Here is a 14,070-nt window from a genome sequence, read left to right on the forward strand (position 1 = left end):
CTCTGTGCTGGTCCTGTCCGGGTCGCCGCCTCCGCCCGCGGGGCCGCCGGGACCGGCGATCGGGTGCGCGGATGGATGCATGACCAGCGTGCCTCTCGCATGCGCGTGAATCAAGATTGTCGACGATATTCGCGATGATTTCGTGTGGGATGCTTCCGGAGGCATCGGCCGTCGCGAGATAGTGTCAGTGGACGAACCGGTGTGTCGAAGGGGGACGACCGAGATGACGGATGCCGCGGTCCTGAGCGACGACGCCACGGAGCGTCCCGACCTGACGCAGCAGATCCGCGAGGCGATCCTCGACGCCCAGTTCGCCCCGCATCAGCGCCTCATCGAGGCCGACCTCAGCGAACGCTACGGCGCGTCCCGCGCGGCGGTGCGCACGGCACTGCTCAATCTGGCTGGCGAAGGCCTGGTCGAGCGCCTGCCCAACCGGGGCGCGCGCGTTCGGGCCATCACCGTCGACGAGGCGATCGAGATCGTCGAGGTGCGCATCGGGCTCGAGACGCTGTGCGCGCGCAAGGCCGCCGAGAACCTGACACCGGCCGACGCCGACCAGCTCCGGGCGCTGCGCGGCGAGATCGAGAAGGCCATCGGATCCGGCGATCTGATGGCGTACTCGCGCCTCAACCAGGAGCTCGACCGCCGCATCCGCGACCTCAGCCGCCACGGCACCGCGACGCAGCTGCTCGAGCGGCTGCGCGCGCAGTCCGCACGGCATCAGTTCCGCCTCGCGTTCCACCCCGGCCGGGCCGCCACCTCCGCGCCCGAGCACATCGCGATCATCGACGCGATCCTGGCGAAGGACCCCGACGCCGCCGAGGCCGCCACCCGCGCCCACCTCTCCGGGATCGTCGAGGTCCTCCACGGCATGGAGTAGCGCCCCGCCCGGTCGTTGAGCGAGGGAGCACACCGACCCCGCCCGGTCGTTGAGCGAGGGAGCGAAGCGACCGAGACGAAACGCGCCCGGTCGTTGAGCGAGGGAGCACACCGACTCACCCGCTCGTTGAGCGAGGGAGCGCAGCGACCGAGACGAAACGCGCCCGGTCGTTGCGCGAGGGAGCACACCGACCCCGCCCGGTCGTTGAGCGAGGGAGCGCAGCGACCGAGACGAAACGCCCCCGGTGAGGCGAGAAGGGGCGGACGGATGCCTCCGCCCGCCCCTCGATGGGCTCAGGTCACTGGTCCCAGGACTCGGCCGGCGCGTAGCCCTTGCCGTTGTACTTCTGCACCTGCACGGTGGAGACCGCCGGCTGCCCGTCGACCGTGGTGTCGACGGACGAGCCCTCGAGCATCAGCGGAGCCGTGTAGCCCGAGATGGTCCGCAGCTGCTTCATGAACTCCTCGCGCGTGGGCTCGCTCATCTTGGCGAAGACCTGCTCCAGCGTCGCGCCGATCTGGTACGACCACACGCAGTGCGGGAACGCGGGCGTGTCGGGGTAGTCGGCGTACTCCTTGAGCTCGGAGAGGAACGCCGCGCCCTCCTCGCTCTCGGCGAAGGTCGGAGCCGCCGCCGACTGCGCGAAGGCGACGGTGTAGACGCCGGGGAACGCGGTCGCCCCACCGGGCTCGAGGATCGCGCTCGGGCTCGACGTGTTCGACGGCAGGAACCAGCTCGGCAGCCAGCCGAGCTCCTGCGACTTCTGCAGCGACGAGATCACCAGCGGGGTGATCGACATCGCGTTGAAGAAGACGTCGGCGCCCGACCCGGCGAGCTCGGTGAGCTGCGCGTCGACCGACGTGTCGGTGGCCTCGTAGGTGAGCTCCTTGACGATCTCGATGTTGTCGGCGCCCTCGATGCCGCTCTTGAAGCCCTCGACGTACCCCTCGCCGTAGTCGTCGTTCTGCGACAGGATGGCGACCTTGTGGTCTTCGCTCGACTCGGCCAGCAGCTTGCCGAACGCCTCGCCCTCGTTCTGATAGATCGGCACGAAGCCGAGCTGCCACGGGCTCTCCTCGGTGTTGCTGAAGATGGGGTCGCCGGTCATGATCAGCACCTGCGGCACCTCGTCGGCGATCGCCGCCTCGCGCCAGGCCCGGTTGGTCGGCGTGCCGAGCCCGGCCGTCATCGCGAACACGCTGCTCTTGAGCTGGTCGTAGTTGGCCTTGGCCTTCTGCGGGTCGTATTCGTCGTCCAGCGCCTCGATCTCGACGGTGCGGGTCTTGCCGTCGCCGAACTCGACGCCGCCGTCGGCGTTCTTCGCTCCGAAGTACGCGGTGATGCCGGCGACCGTGCAGGTGCCCGGTCCGGCGGTCGGCCCCGAGAGCGGGGTGGTGATGCCGAGCGTGATCGATGTGTCGGTGATGCCGGGGCTCGCCTCGCCCCCGCCGTCGTCGGTGCTGTTGGGCGTCCCGCCGCCGCGGGAGCATCCGGCGGCGAGCACGGCGACGATGCCGATCCCCGCGACGACCGAGGCGATGCGCATCCTTCTGCGGTTCGTGCTCATGGTCCTGCCTCTCTGTGTGGGTTATGACTGCGTAGGGGGTGGTGACGAGGAGGGCGCGGTGCCCGAGGTGTCTGCGGCCTGCGCCGGGAAGGGGTCGGATGACGGGGCATCCATCCGTACGCCGGCGCCGCTCCTCCCGTCCGGGCGCGAGGGGTCATGACGGCGTTTGCGCCACAGCCGCGGCAGTGACACCAGGCCGCCGGGCAGGATGAACAGCACCACCAGGAGGATCGCGCCCTGCAGCACCGCGGTGAGGTCGGGGTCGATGAGGTTCGTCAGCTGCGGGAGCAGGACGTACCACGCGCCGCCGAGCAGCGAGCCGATGATGCTGCCGGCTCCGCCGATGACCATCGACGCGAGCAGTTCGATGGAATGGCCGAAGTGCAGCGTCTCGGGCGAGGTGTACTGGATGACCACCATGTAGAGGAATCCGCTGACACCGCCGATCAGTGACGCGATGGTGAAGGCGAGCACCTTGTAGCGGTACGGCGAGACGCCCATCGATCCGGCGACGGCCTCGTTCCCTTTCACGATCGCGAAGGCTCGGCCGTACTTGCCGCGGACCAGGTTGCGCGTCAAAAGGAACGTGATGCCGCCGATGAGGATCACGATGTAGAGCTGCCACTGGTCGTCGTAGAGGCCGGTCCATTCCGGGGCATCCGAGAAGCGCGCCGACGTGCCCTGCGAGCCGCCGGTGAGATCCGAGAGCCGCTTGGCCAGCGGCACACCCACGATCGGGAGTGCGATCGTCACCATCGCGATCGCGAGACCGCCCAGCCGCGCCGCCGCGAGCGCGATCAAGAGGCCGATCACCGCGGGTACGAGACAGGCGAGGACGAAGACGAGCACGATGTTCCAGTCGGCGTTGACCCCGAAGGCCGTCACATAGGCCCCGACGCCGACGAAGAAGATCTGACCGAGCGAGACCTGTCCGGTGTAGCCCATCACGACGTTCAGGCCCAGCACGGCGACCGCGAAGACGCCGATGCGTGCGATCGTCTGGTTCGCGAGCTCGGGAAGCACCAGCGGGCCGACGACGAGCACCACGACCACCAGCACGATGCCCGCCCACCGCACCCAGGGTCGGCTGAAGAACGGCGGCCGCGGCGGGGCGTCGGTGCGGCCCGGGGTCTCTGCGGTCACAGCCATCAGACGCGCACCACCGCTTTCCGGCCGAACAGACCCTGAGGTCGCACGATGAGCACGACGAAGATGAGGATGAAGGGCACCGCGATCTTGAGATCGTGCCCGATGAAGGGGATGTACACGGCGGCGAGGTTCTCCAGCACGCCGATCAGCCAGGCGGCGACGACCACCCCGATCGGACTGGTGAGGCCACCCAGGATGACGGCGGCGAGCGCGTACACCAGTGCGGAGTCCATCATCCCCGGCGTGAGCGTCAGCTGCGGTGCCACCAGGACGCCCGCCACCGCCCCGAGCGCCGCCGCGAGACCCCACCCGATCATGAGATGCCGGCCGACCGGGATGCCCGAGAACGAGGCGGATCCCGGGTTGATGGCGACGGCGCGCAGCGCGAGGCCCAGCTTGGTCCCGAGGAACAGCGCCTGCAGGAGCAGCATGATGGCGACGATCACGATGATCGTCCCCAGCGACCGGACGCTGATCACCGCGCTGCCGATCTTGATGGTCTCCAGCGGGAACAGCGACGGGAAGAGCCGGTTGTTGTAGGTCCAGATCCACGCGCAGATGCCGGTGATGAGCGTCAGCAGACCGATCGTGACGACGACGGCGGTGTCGGGATCGCCCCGCTCGAAACGCCGGAGCAGATACCGCTCGATGAGGGCACCCAGGAAGAACGAGATGACGATGGCGGCGAGGATCGCCAGTATGAGCGGCGCCCCGAATCCGTTGAGCGCCCACGCGATGTAGGCCGACAGGACGGCCATGCCGCCCTGGGCGAAGTTGATCAGGCCGGTCGCCTGGTTGACGAGCACGATCGCGAGGGCGAGTGCGGCGTAGATGGATCCGGTGGACAGTCCGTCGATCACGAGCTGGATGAAGGTGCCCATGTCAGCCTCCCAGGTACGCGCGGCGGATCTCGTCCATGCCCTTGAGCTCGGCGGTCGATCCGGTGAGGACGCTCCGGCCGGTCTCGAGCACGGTGGCGGTGTCGACGAGGGTGAAGGCGAGGTTGGCGTTCTGCTCGACGACGACCATCGCGATGCCCGATTCCCTCCGCAGCCGGCCGATCGCCTGGTACACCGCCTTGGCGGTGCTGGGCGCCAGGCCGAGGGATGCCTCGTCCAGCAGCATCAGCCGTGGCCGCGCCATGATCGCCCGGGCGATGGCCAGCATCTGCTGCTCCCCGCCCGACAGGGTGGCTGCGCTGGCGCGGATCCGGTCCTGCAGCTGCGGGAACAGCTCCAGGCAGTAGTCGACGTCCGCGCGGATCGCCTTGGCGTCCTTGCGGCGATACGCGCCCACGCGCAGGTTCTCGCGCACCGTGAGGTCGGCGAGGGTGCCGCGCCCCTCGGGCACATGGGCGATGCCGAGACCGGCGACCTGGTCGGGCCGCAGGCCCCGCAGGTCCTTGCCGTCGAAGCGGATGGTGCCCGTCGAGCGCACGGTGCCCGACACCGCCCGCAGCGTCGTCGTCTTGCCGGCGCCGTTGGCACCGAGGATCCCCACTGCGCCGCCGTCGGGCACTGTCAGCGAGACGCCCTCCAGCACCTGCACGCGGCCGTAGAACGCGCGCACATCGGTGAGCTCAAGCAGCGTCATCGGCGGCGTCCTTCCCGAGGTACGCCTCGATCACGCGGGGATCCGACTGAGCTTCGGCCGCCGAGCCCTCCATGAGCTTGCGGCCGTGGTCCAGGACGACCACACGGTCGGTGAGCGCCGAGATGAGCCCCATGTTGTGCTCCACGATGACGACGGTGATGTCGTCGTCGCGAACCCGTCGCACGGTCTCGATGAGCTGTTCGACCTCCGAGTGCGGCAAGCCGGCCGCGGGCTCGTCCAACAGCAGCAGGCGCGGCCGCATCAACAGCGCGCGGCACAGCTCGATGCCCTTGTGCAGCCCGTGCGAGAGTTCGTCGGCGCGCATGTGCGCCGCCCACCCGAGGCCGTGGCTGTCCAGCAGGTCCAGGGCTTCCTGGCGACGCTCGCGTTCGGCCCGCACCGTGCGCGGGAGCCGCAGCGACCACTCGAGCGGACCACCGGGCAGCCGGCTGTGCGCGCCCAGCAGGACGTTCTCGAGCACAGTGGCCCGCAACTGGAGCGCGGGGTGCTGGAACGTGCGCGCCAGTCCGTGGCGGGCGAGGGTGGCCGGCGGCGAGCCGAGCACCTCGTCGTCGTCGATCGTGATCGAGCCGGCGCTCGGACGGTAATGGCCGCTCACGCAGTTGAACAGCGAGGTCTTGCCGGCGCCGTTGGGGCCGACGAGCCCGAAGATCTGGCCGGGTTCGACAGTGAACGTCACGTCCTGGAGCACCTTGACGCCGCCGAACTGCAGGCTGACGTCACGCACTGCCAGTCGAGCGCCCATGGCCCCGCCTTTCGCATCGCGTCGTCGCGGTCGATCGGGGGACTCGAGCGCCTCCCCCTTGCTGGGAAACTACGGATTCACGGCGAGATTGTCAACGATTTTGGTGTGAAGTTCCCGGACCGTGACCCTCCTCCGATGCTGGCCCCCGCGCGTGGCCCACTCGATCGTCGCTTCCACTGAACGGAACTGTGCGCGGGGTTCCGCCGACCGCGCTCCTACGCTGACCGCAGTCTCCGGAATCGACAGAGGAGGTCGACGATGACCATCACCGACACCACGGCAGAATCGCTCGCTCACGCGATCGAGCGGGCGGGCGGCCCGGTCGAGCTGCTGCGCAACCAGAACTGGCCGGCGTTCACGTTCCCCGTGGCACCCGAGTTCACGAACTGGCGCGATGAGCAGCGGGCGTGGAACACATCGGTGGCTCTGATGGACCAGTCCCACCACATGACGCAGCTCTTCCTGGACGGCGCGGACCTCATCCCGCTGCTGAGCTCGATCTCGCCCAACACGTTCGCGACCTTCCGGCCGGGCGTCGCCAAGCAGCTCATCTCGGTCAATGCCGACGGCTACCTCATCGGCGACGGCATCCTCTTCTACAACGCCGAGGGGCCCGAGGGTCTCGTGCTCATCGGCCACCACATCCTCATCGACTGGGTGCGGTTCAACATCGAGAAGGCGCAGGCGGCGGGCAAGGACGTGCGTTACCGCCTCGAGGCCAACTCGCACATGCGGCAGGGCCCTCCCACGTTCTACCGGTACGAGCTGCAGGGACCGCACGCCGACATCGTGATGGAGAAGGTGTTCGGCGGACCGGTGCCGGAGATCAAGTTCTTCCACATCGGCGATGTGACCATCGCCGGACGCCCGGTCAAGGCGCTGCGCCACGGCATGGCCGGTCAGCCGGGGTTCGAGTTCTACGGGCCGTGGGAAGACAACGAGATCGTGCTCGACGCCCTGATGACAGCGGGCGCAGAACACGGCATCCGTCGCGTCGGCGCCAAGGCGTACTCGTCGTCGCCGCTGGAGTCCGGCTGGGTGCCGACCCCCTTCCCCGCGGTGTTCGACGACGACTTCGCGGAGTACCGGGAGTGGCTGCCGGCAGCGCGCATCGGGTCCATCGGCGGCTCGCTGTACTCGACCGACGTGCACGACTACTACATGACGCCTTTCGACATCGGACTGGGGCGCTCGGTGCGCTTCGACCACGACTTCCACGGTCGAGCGGCGCTCGAGAAGCACGCCGAGAACCCGCCGCGACGCAAGGTGACGCTCATCTGGAACTCGGGGGACGTCGCCGACGTCGTGCGCTCGCAGCTCGAGCCGGGGACGCCGGCGAAGTACCTGGACTTCCCGAAGGCGCGCTACGGCTTCTACCAGATGGACGAGATTCTGCGGGACGGGCGGCGCGTCGGCATCTCGACGGATGCCGGGTACGTCGCGTACGACCAGCTGTACATGTCGCTGGCGACGCTGGACGCCGACATCCACGAGGGTGAGGAGGTCGAGGTGGTGTGGGGCGAGGACCCCGTCTCGCGCAAGGACTCCGTCGACGCCGACCATCGCCAGGTGCGCATCCGCGCCACCGTGGCCCCGGCGCCGTACCACGACTACGCCCGGACCGTGTACCGCCAGAACTCCTGACCCCCGTTCGTTGAGCCCCGGTCGTTGAGCCCCGGTCGTTGAGCGAGCGAAGCGAGACGAAACGCCCCCCGGCAGACGCCGGCTCGACACGTTTCGTCTCGGTCGCTGACGCTCCCTCGCTCAACGACCGGCGCTCCACCCGGTCGTTGAGCGAGCGAAGCGAGACGAAACGCCCCCCGGCAGACGCCGGCTCGACACGTTTCGTCTCGGTCGCTGGCGCTCCCTCGCTCAACGACCGGCGCTCCACCCGTTCGTTGAGCGCCCGGAGCGAGACGAAACGCCCCCATCGCAGACACCAGCTCGACACGTTTCGTCTCGGTCGCTGGCGCTCCCTCGCTCAACGACCGGAGCTCCACCCGGTCGTTGAGCGAGCGAAGCGAGACGAAACGCCCACCGCGGTCGCCGGCCTACCCCGGGTTCCGCTGAGTGGAACATCCGGCGGCCGCCGGGGTTAGCATGGCGGCGTCGTCGAGGAGGATGCCGTGGCACGAGGATCGGCCGGCGAGTCGGTGCTGCACCGTCACCTGCGCGTGCTGGAGAGCTTCGACGCGTGGCATCCCTTCCTCACGCTGAGCGAGATCGCCGATGCCGCCGGCATCCCACGATCCACCGCGCATCGGCTCATCGCGGAGCTGGAGCGCGAGGGACTCCTCGAGCGTCTGCCCGACCGCACCTACCGCCTCGGCGTGCGGCTGTGGGAGTTCGCCAGTCGCACGCCGGGCGCCGTGGGTCTGCGCGAGATCGCCCGGCCGTGGCTGGCGGCTGTGCATGAGCGGGTGCGACAGCACACGCAGCTGGGGGTGCTGAGCGGCCGCGATGTGCTGTTCATCGACCGGATGTCGACCCGCGACGCCGTCGTGAACGCCACGCTGATCGGCGGCCGTATCCCGCTGCACGCGTCGTCGAGCGGGCTGGTGCTGCTGGCGCACGCCGACGCCGGTCTGGTCTCCGATGTCATCGCCCGAGGACTGCGGGTCTACACCGACAGCACCATCCGCACCGGTCCTGAGCTGCGCGCCCGTCTGCGCCGGGTGCGGGAGGAGGGGTTCGCCGTGACAGAAGGTCACATCCACCCGGAGTCTCGCGGCATCGCCGTGCCGATCACCGGGCCCGGCGGCACCGTCTACGCCGCGATCGGGGTGGTCGTACCCAACGACGACAGCTCACCGCACGGGTACGTCGAGCTGCTGCGCCGCGCGGCGGCCGGCACCGCGCGCGACCTCGCCGTCGCGTACCGGCCCGACGTCGACGAGCGGACCCACGGCATCCGCTCCCTCATGAGCGGTTCCCGCCGGTCGCTGGAGTATCTCGAGAGCCTCGACACCGATCCCCACGATGCGGGTGCGCTGCCGGTGCCCGCGGTGGACGGCGCGGCCGCGCTCCCCGGCGACGGGCATGCCGCCGTGTCAGGGGGTGGGCGGCGATGACGACGATCGCGATCCTCGGACTGGGCGAGGCGGGCCGCCGCTACGCGCCCGGCCTCGCCCACGCCGGTGCCCACGTACGAGGGTTCGACCCGGCGCACGAGCTCGAAGATCCGGACGTGCCGCAGTTCCCGACGCTGGCCGACACCCTGGCCGGCTCGGACGTCACCCTGAGCCTGGTCGGGGGCCAGGCCGCGGCATCCGTCGCCCGTGACTCCCTCGCGCACCTCGCGGCTGACGCCGTGTACGCCGATCTCAACACCGCTGCGCCCGAGGTCAAACAGCGCATCGCCCGCCTCGCGGCGGACCGGGGCCTCGCGATGGCCGACGTGGCCGTGCTCGCTCCTGTCGTGCGGGCCGGGCACCGCACCCCCCTCCTGGCAAGCGGCTCCGGGGCGCAGGTCTTCGCCGACCGCGTGAGTGAGTTCGAGGTCCCCGTCGAGGTGGTGGCGGGGGCAGCCGGCGAGGCGGCACGGCTGCGCCTCCTGCGCAGCGTGTTCATGAAGGGGCTGGCGGCGCTCGTGCTCGAGGGCCTGGGCGCCGCGCGCGCCGTGGGCGCCGAGGGGTGGCTGCGCGCACAGATGGCCGCGGAGCTGGGCCCCGAGGGCGCCGAGCTCGTGGAACGCCTCGTCGACGGCACGGCCCGCCACGCGGTGCGCCGGGAGCACGAGGTGCGCGCCGCGCTCGAAGTGCTCGAGTCATCCGGCGCGCCCGCCGACATGACCCGCGCCACGCTCGCGTGGTTCGAGCGCCTGGTCGCCGAACGGTCCGAGGAGTAGAAGCCGGCCCGGGTCCGGCATCCTCACGGCGCTTCAGGTGTCACGACACGCCGCTACGCGCCCCGGGTAACAGCGTGTCGCGACCCCTCAACGCCGACTCAGGCGCCGGCCCGTCGTCGCCGGCTACGCAACGCCTGCGGTGCGCCAGCCTCCGTGGTACTCCTGCCGGGCCGTCACGGCGTAGGGCGCCGGGCTCACCACGGCCCGCACGGCGATCTGCTCGTGCGGCTCGACCGTGGTCTTGCGCGAGCCGCCGTCGGGCTCGCCCCACACCACGCGCACCTCCGCACCGATCGGCACGTCGCGATCGACGGTGGCCAGCGACAGGCCGCGCTTCTCGTTGGCCGTGACGCCCGTGAACAGCGACAGCCCCACCGTGCTGCCGTCGGCGTCGATGACGGCGTCGTAGTTCGAGGAGCCGTAGTTGGCGTTGGGCAGGTCGAAGAACTGGTAGCCCGGTCCTTCGCGGTCGAGCACGCTGGTGAGGATCTTGCCGAGGTCCTCGTCGTTCCACGCCAGCGTCACCTTCTTGCGCTGCGCCGCCGGGTCGAGCTGCTCGAGGGCGTCGCGTCCGATGAAGTCGTGGTCGAACTTCACGAAGGAGCCGTACCCCACGTCCCAGGGGTTGAGGTAGTAGTCCTCGATGTCGTCCGAGACGAATGAGCCCGCGAGGGCGTTGATCGCCTCATAGCTGTCGGCCGGCAGCCATTCGCGGTACCGGCGCTCGATGTCGCCGCCGGTGTAGACGGCGGGCAGGGGCGAGGGGATCCAGCCGGATTCCAGGGTGTTCGACGAGTATGCGCGCGACCCGCACGGTTCGATGCCGAACTCGCGGCCGGCCTCGAGCACGGCATCCCGGATCCGCCCGTGATCGGCGTACGGGCCCCAGATCTCCAGTCCGGGTGCGCCCGCCATGCCGTGGCGGAGGGTCCGCACCCGCTGGCCGGCGATCTCCAGTTCGCCCATGTGGAAGAACTTCACCTGCTCGACCTCGCGTCCGGCGAGCTTCTCGATGATCTGCCACGCGTTCGGCCCCTGGATCTGGAACCGGTAGAACTCGCGGCTCACCGCGGCGCCGTACGGGCGCGACGGCGAGCGGTCGTCGTAGCGGGTCTCGACGTCGTAGCCGCCGGTCTCGGCGTGGAACTGCAGCCAGTTCGCCGCGGGCGCGCGGCCCACGTAGACGTACTCGTCCTCGGCGAGGTGGAAGAGGATGCCGTCGCCGATGACGCCGCCGGTCGACGACGTCGGCACGAACTGCTTGGCGGTGTTCACCGGGAAGTTCGCGAACGAGTTGATCCCGGTGTCCGACAGCAGCCGCAGCGCGTCGGGACCCGACACGAAGAAGTTGACCATGTGATGGGTCTGGTCATAGAGCACGGCGGTCTCGCGCCACGCCTTCTGCTCGCGACGCCAGTTCGTGAACTCGGCGGGGACCACCGGGTAGATGTAGGTGCCGAGCTGCGAGTTGCGCAGCATCTCGACGACGTCCCCGCGTTCCTCCATGAGCTCCTGCAGATTGCTCGCCATGCCTGTCTCGACTTCCTCGTCCAGTGATCTCTGCCGGTGACCTGAGCGCGATGCTACGTGAGCGCTTTACCTACATCCAGAGGTATATGGTCGCCACGATTGTAGACAATTTGTTGACCATTTCGCCATGGTTGTGATTCGCTGGCCCCATGACAGACTCTGCCGACACGCTCCTCGTCGTCAGCGCACACGCCGGCGACTTCGTCTGGCGAGCCGGGGGCGCCATCGCCGCCGCCGCCCTCCGCGGCGAGCGCGCCGTGGTGGCGTGTCTGTCCTACGGCGAGCGCGGCGAGTCGGCGAGCCAGTGGCTCGAGGGCAAGTCCCTCGACGAGATCAAGCGTGTGCGTCGCGACGAGGCGGAGGCCGCGGCATCCGCTCTCGGTGCCGAGATCGAGTTCCTCGACCTCGGCGACTATCCGCTGGCGGAGTCCCGCGAGGCCGTCGCGCGGCTGGTGGACCTCTACCGACGGGTGCAGCCCACCGTCGTGCTCACCCACACGCTGCGCGACCCGTACAACGGCGATCATCCGGCCGCTGCCCGCATGGCCCTCGAAGCGCGCGTGCTGGCACAGGCGATCGGTGTCGCGAACTCCGACGGCACCTACCCGTCCAAGGACGAGATCATCGGCGCACCGCCGGTGTTCTTCTTCGAGCCGCACCAGCCCGAGCAGTGCGACTTCACGCCGAACGTCCTGCTCGACATCACCGAGGCCTTCCCGCGCAAGCGCGCGGCGATGGAGTGCCTGCCCGCCCAGAAGCACATGTGGTCGTACTACACCGACCTCGCGGTGCGACGCGGCGTGCAGCTCAAGCGCAACGCCGGCCCTAATCTCGGCCTGCCGCACGAGACCATGGGCGAGGCGTACATGCGGCACTTGCCACAGGTCACCGGGGTGCTCTCGTGAGGCGGTGGATGCCGTGAGCCCTGTCGTCGTCACCGACATCGCGCGCGCCGAGGGCGCCGTCGCCGACGCGCTCGGTGCGCACGGGGTGGCGACGGTGCACGAGGCGATGGGCCGGACCGGACTCGTCGGCCCCGGCATCCGTCCCATCCAGGACGGCGTGCGCATGGCCGGCACCGCCGTCACGGTGCTGTGCCACCCGGGCGACAACCTCATGACCCACGCGGCCGTGGAGCAGTGCCGGGCCGGCGACGTGCTCGTCGTCACGACGACCTCGCCCTCCGTCGACGGCGCGTTCGGGGAGCTGTTCGCCACCGCGCTGCAGGCTCGCGGCGTGCGCGGCCTCGTCACCACCACGGGCGTGCGCGACCTTGCCGAGCTGCGCGCGATGGGCTTCCCGGTGTGGTCGGCCGCCGTCTTCGCGCAGGGCACGGTCAAGGCCACACCCGGCTGCGTCAACGTGCCGATCACTGTCGGGGCCGTGACCGTGCGCCCCGGAGACGTGGTCGTCGCCGACGACGACGGCGTCCTGCGGGTGCGGCGCGAAGACGCACCGACGGTGCTCGCGGCCGCCGACGCACGCGTCGCGAAGGAGGAGGCCGACCGCGCCGCCTACCGCGACGGCCAGCTGAGCCTGGACCGCAAGGGACTGCGGCCCCTGCTGACCCAGCTGGGCGTCCGATACGTCAGGCAGGCCGACTTCGAGGCGGGCGAGGACGCGCATGACTGACCCGGTGCGCGACGGCGTCCGCTGCATGCTGATGCGCGGCGGCACCTCCAAGGGCGCCTACTTCCTCGCGTCCGACCTGCCCGCCGACCCCGCCGTGCGCGACGATCTGCTGCTGCGGATCATGGGCTCACCCGACCCGCGTCAGATCGACGGCATCGGCGGCGCCCATCCGCTGACGAGCAAGGTCGCAATCGTCGCGCGGTCTGCGGCCTCCGGCATCGACGTGGACTACCTCTTCCTGCAGGTGGGGGTCGACACGGCGACGGTCGGCGACGCGCAGACCTGCGGGAACCTGCTCGCCGGCATCGGCCCGTTCGCCGTCGAGCGAGGACTCGTCGCGGGGACGGGGTCGCGGACGACCGTGCGCATCCGTCTCCTGAACACCGGGGATGCCGCCACCGCCGTCTTCGCGACCGACGACGGCCGCCCCGAGTACGACGGCGATGCGGTGATCGACGGCGTGCCGGGGACGGCATCCCCCATCGAGCTCGAGGTCGGCGGCGGCCCCGACAAGCCGCTCCTGCCCACAGGGAGCCCCTCGGACGAGATCGACGGCCACGTCGTGACACTCATCGACAACGGCATGCCGGTGGTGCTGCTGCGTGCCGACGACTTCGGCGTCGACGGCACCGAGTCGCCCGCGCAGCTCGAGGCCGACGTCGAGCTCGGGGCACGGCTCGAGCGCATCCGGCTCGCCGCGGGTCCGCGCATGGGGCTCGGCGACGTGTCGGCCCAAACCGTGCCGAAGATGATCCTGCTGTCACCGCCGCGGGACGGCGGCGCGATCTCGACACGCGCCTTCATCCCGGCGCGCGTGCACAGCTCGATCGGCGTGCTGATGGCGGCATCCGTCGCCGCAGCACTGCGCATCCCCGAGACCGTCGCGTCCGGCATGGCCGGTCCGCTCGACGGCGAGGAGACCGCGATCGAGCACCCGACCGGCACCTTCCCCTCGCGCGTGCGGGTGACCCGCGACGCCGACGGCACCTGGCGGGCGACGTCGTTCTCGCTGCGCACCGCCCGCAAGCTCTTCGACGGCACCGTCTTCCCGCGCGCACGCCGCTGAACACCGCCCAGAGACCCGACCCCGTCAGAGAGGACGCCCC

The 14,070-nt window shown here is 70.1% G+C and carries 13 protein-coding genes; 7 read left to right on the top strand and 6 right to left on the bottom strand.

Translation table 11 applies throughout. The annotated features are described in order from the left end of the window. Positions 1-223 precede the first annotated feature (223 nt). Positions 224-880: a GntR family transcriptional regulator gene (locus C9992_RS09725; RefSeq protein WP_106815420.1), complete on the top strand. Its 657-nt coding sequence runs from the start codon at positions 224-226 to the stop codon at positions 878-880. A 298-nt stretch (positions 881-1,178) separates the two neighbouring features. Here C9992_RS09725 and C9992_RS09730 read toward each other — a convergent pair whose 3' ends face one another. Genes C9992_RS09730 through C9992_RS09750 form a run of 5 tightly spaced genes read right to left on the bottom strand, consistent with a single transcriptional unit; the run spans position 1,179 to position 5,955 of the window. Beyond that, complete coding sequence (locus tag C9992_RS09730; RefSeq protein ID WP_235008171.1) at positions 1,179-2,447, bottom strand: ABC transporter substrate-binding protein; 1,269 nt, start codon at positions 2,445-2,447, stop codon at positions 1,179-1,181. A 21-nt stretch (positions 2,448-2,468) separates the two neighbouring features. Continuing rightward, positions 2,469-3,596, bottom strand: coding sequence for a branched-chain amino acid ABC transporter permease (locus tag C9992_RS09735; protein WP_106815422.1), 1,128 nt, complete (start codon positions 3,594-3,596; stop codon positions 2,469-2,471). Further along, the gene (locus tag C9992_RS09740) at positions 3,596-4,477 is read right to left on the bottom strand and encodes a branched-chain amino acid ABC transporter permease (protein ID WP_106815423.1); all 882 of its coding nucleotides are present in this window, start codon (positions 4,475-4,477) and stop codon (positions 3,596-3,598) included. The genes C9992_RS09735 and C9992_RS09740 overlap by 1 nt, the downstream gene beginning before the upstream one ends. Position 4,478: 1 nt before the next feature. Further along, positions 4,479-5,189, bottom strand: coding sequence for an ABC transporter ATP-binding protein (locus C9992_RS09745; RefSeq protein WP_106815424.1), 711 nt, complete (start codon positions 5,187-5,189; stop codon positions 4,479-4,481). After that, a complete protein-coding gene (locus C9992_RS09750) occupies positions 5,176-5,955 on the bottom strand; it encodes an ABC transporter ATP-binding protein (RefSeq protein WP_106815425.1) in 780 nt (259 codons plus the stop codon). The genes C9992_RS09745 and C9992_RS09750 overlap by 14 nt, the downstream gene beginning before the upstream one ends. Before the next feature lie 186 nt (positions 5,956-6,141). Here C9992_RS09750 and C9992_RS09755 point away from each other — a divergent pair, with 186 nt between their 5' ends. The 3 genes from C9992_RS09755 (at position 6,142) to C9992_RS09765 (ending at position 9,802) form a co-directional block, all read left to right on the top strand. Next, positions 6,142-7,599, top strand: coding sequence for an aminomethyl transferase family protein (locus C9992_RS09755; protein ID WP_160150883.1), 1,458 nt, complete (start codon positions 6,142-6,144; stop codon positions 7,597-7,599). A gap of 482 nt (positions 7,600-8,081) precedes the next feature. After that, positions 8,082-9,026, top strand: a complete 945-nt coding sequence (locus tag C9992_RS09760; protein WP_106815426.1) for an IclR family transcriptional regulator — start codon at positions 8,082-8,084, stop codon at positions 9,024-9,026. Further along, a complete protein-coding gene (locus C9992_RS09765; RefSeq protein WP_106815427.1) occupies positions 9,023-9,802 on the top strand; it encodes a DUF1932 domain-containing protein in 780 nt (259 codons plus the stop codon). The genes C9992_RS09760 and C9992_RS09765 overlap by 4 nt, the downstream gene beginning before the upstream one ends. 123 nt (positions 9,803-9,925) lie before the next feature. On the opposite strand, the gene ligM is transcribed toward C9992_RS09765, so the two are convergent. Continuing rightward, the gene (gene ligM / locus C9992_RS09770; RefSeq protein ID WP_106815428.1) at positions 9,926-11,332 is read right to left on the bottom strand and encodes a vanillate/3-O-methylgallate O-demethylase; all 1,407 of its coding nucleotides are present in this window, start codon (positions 11,330-11,332) and stop codon (positions 9,926-9,928) included. Positions 11,333-11,481: 149 nt separating this feature from the next. On the opposite strand from ligM, the gene C9992_RS09775 reads away from it, so the two are divergent. The 3 genes from C9992_RS09775 to C9992_RS09785 are packed head-to-tail and all read left to right on the top strand — an operon-like array spanning position 11,482 to position 14,030. Continuing rightward, the gene (locus tag C9992_RS09775) at positions 11,482-12,237 is read left to right on the top strand and encodes a PIG-L deacetylase family protein (protein ID WP_106815429.1); all 756 of its coding nucleotides are present in this window, start codon (positions 11,482-11,484) and stop codon (positions 12,235-12,237) included. Positions 12,238-12,250: 13 nt separating this feature from the next. Further along, positions 12,251-12,964 (top strand): 4-carboxy-4-hydroxy-2-oxoadipate aldolase/oxaloacetate decarboxylase, encoded by a 714-nt coding sequence (locus tag C9992_RS09780; RefSeq protein WP_106815878.1) that lies wholly within the window; start codon positions 12,251-12,253, stop codon positions 12,962-12,964. After that, a complete protein-coding gene (locus C9992_RS09785) occupies positions 12,957-14,030 on the top strand; it encodes a 4-oxalomesaconate tautomerase (protein WP_106815430.1) in 1,074 nt (357 codons plus the stop codon). Before C9992_RS09780 ends, C9992_RS09785 begins: the two co-directional genes overlap by 8 nt. Positions 14,031-14,070 lie beyond the last annotated feature (40 nt).

Source organism: Microbacterium timonense (assembly GCF_900292075.1).
In the GTDB taxonomy this organism is placed as follows: Bacteria; Actinomycetota; Actinomycetes; order Actinomycetales; family Microbacteriaceae; genus Microbacterium; species Microbacterium timonense.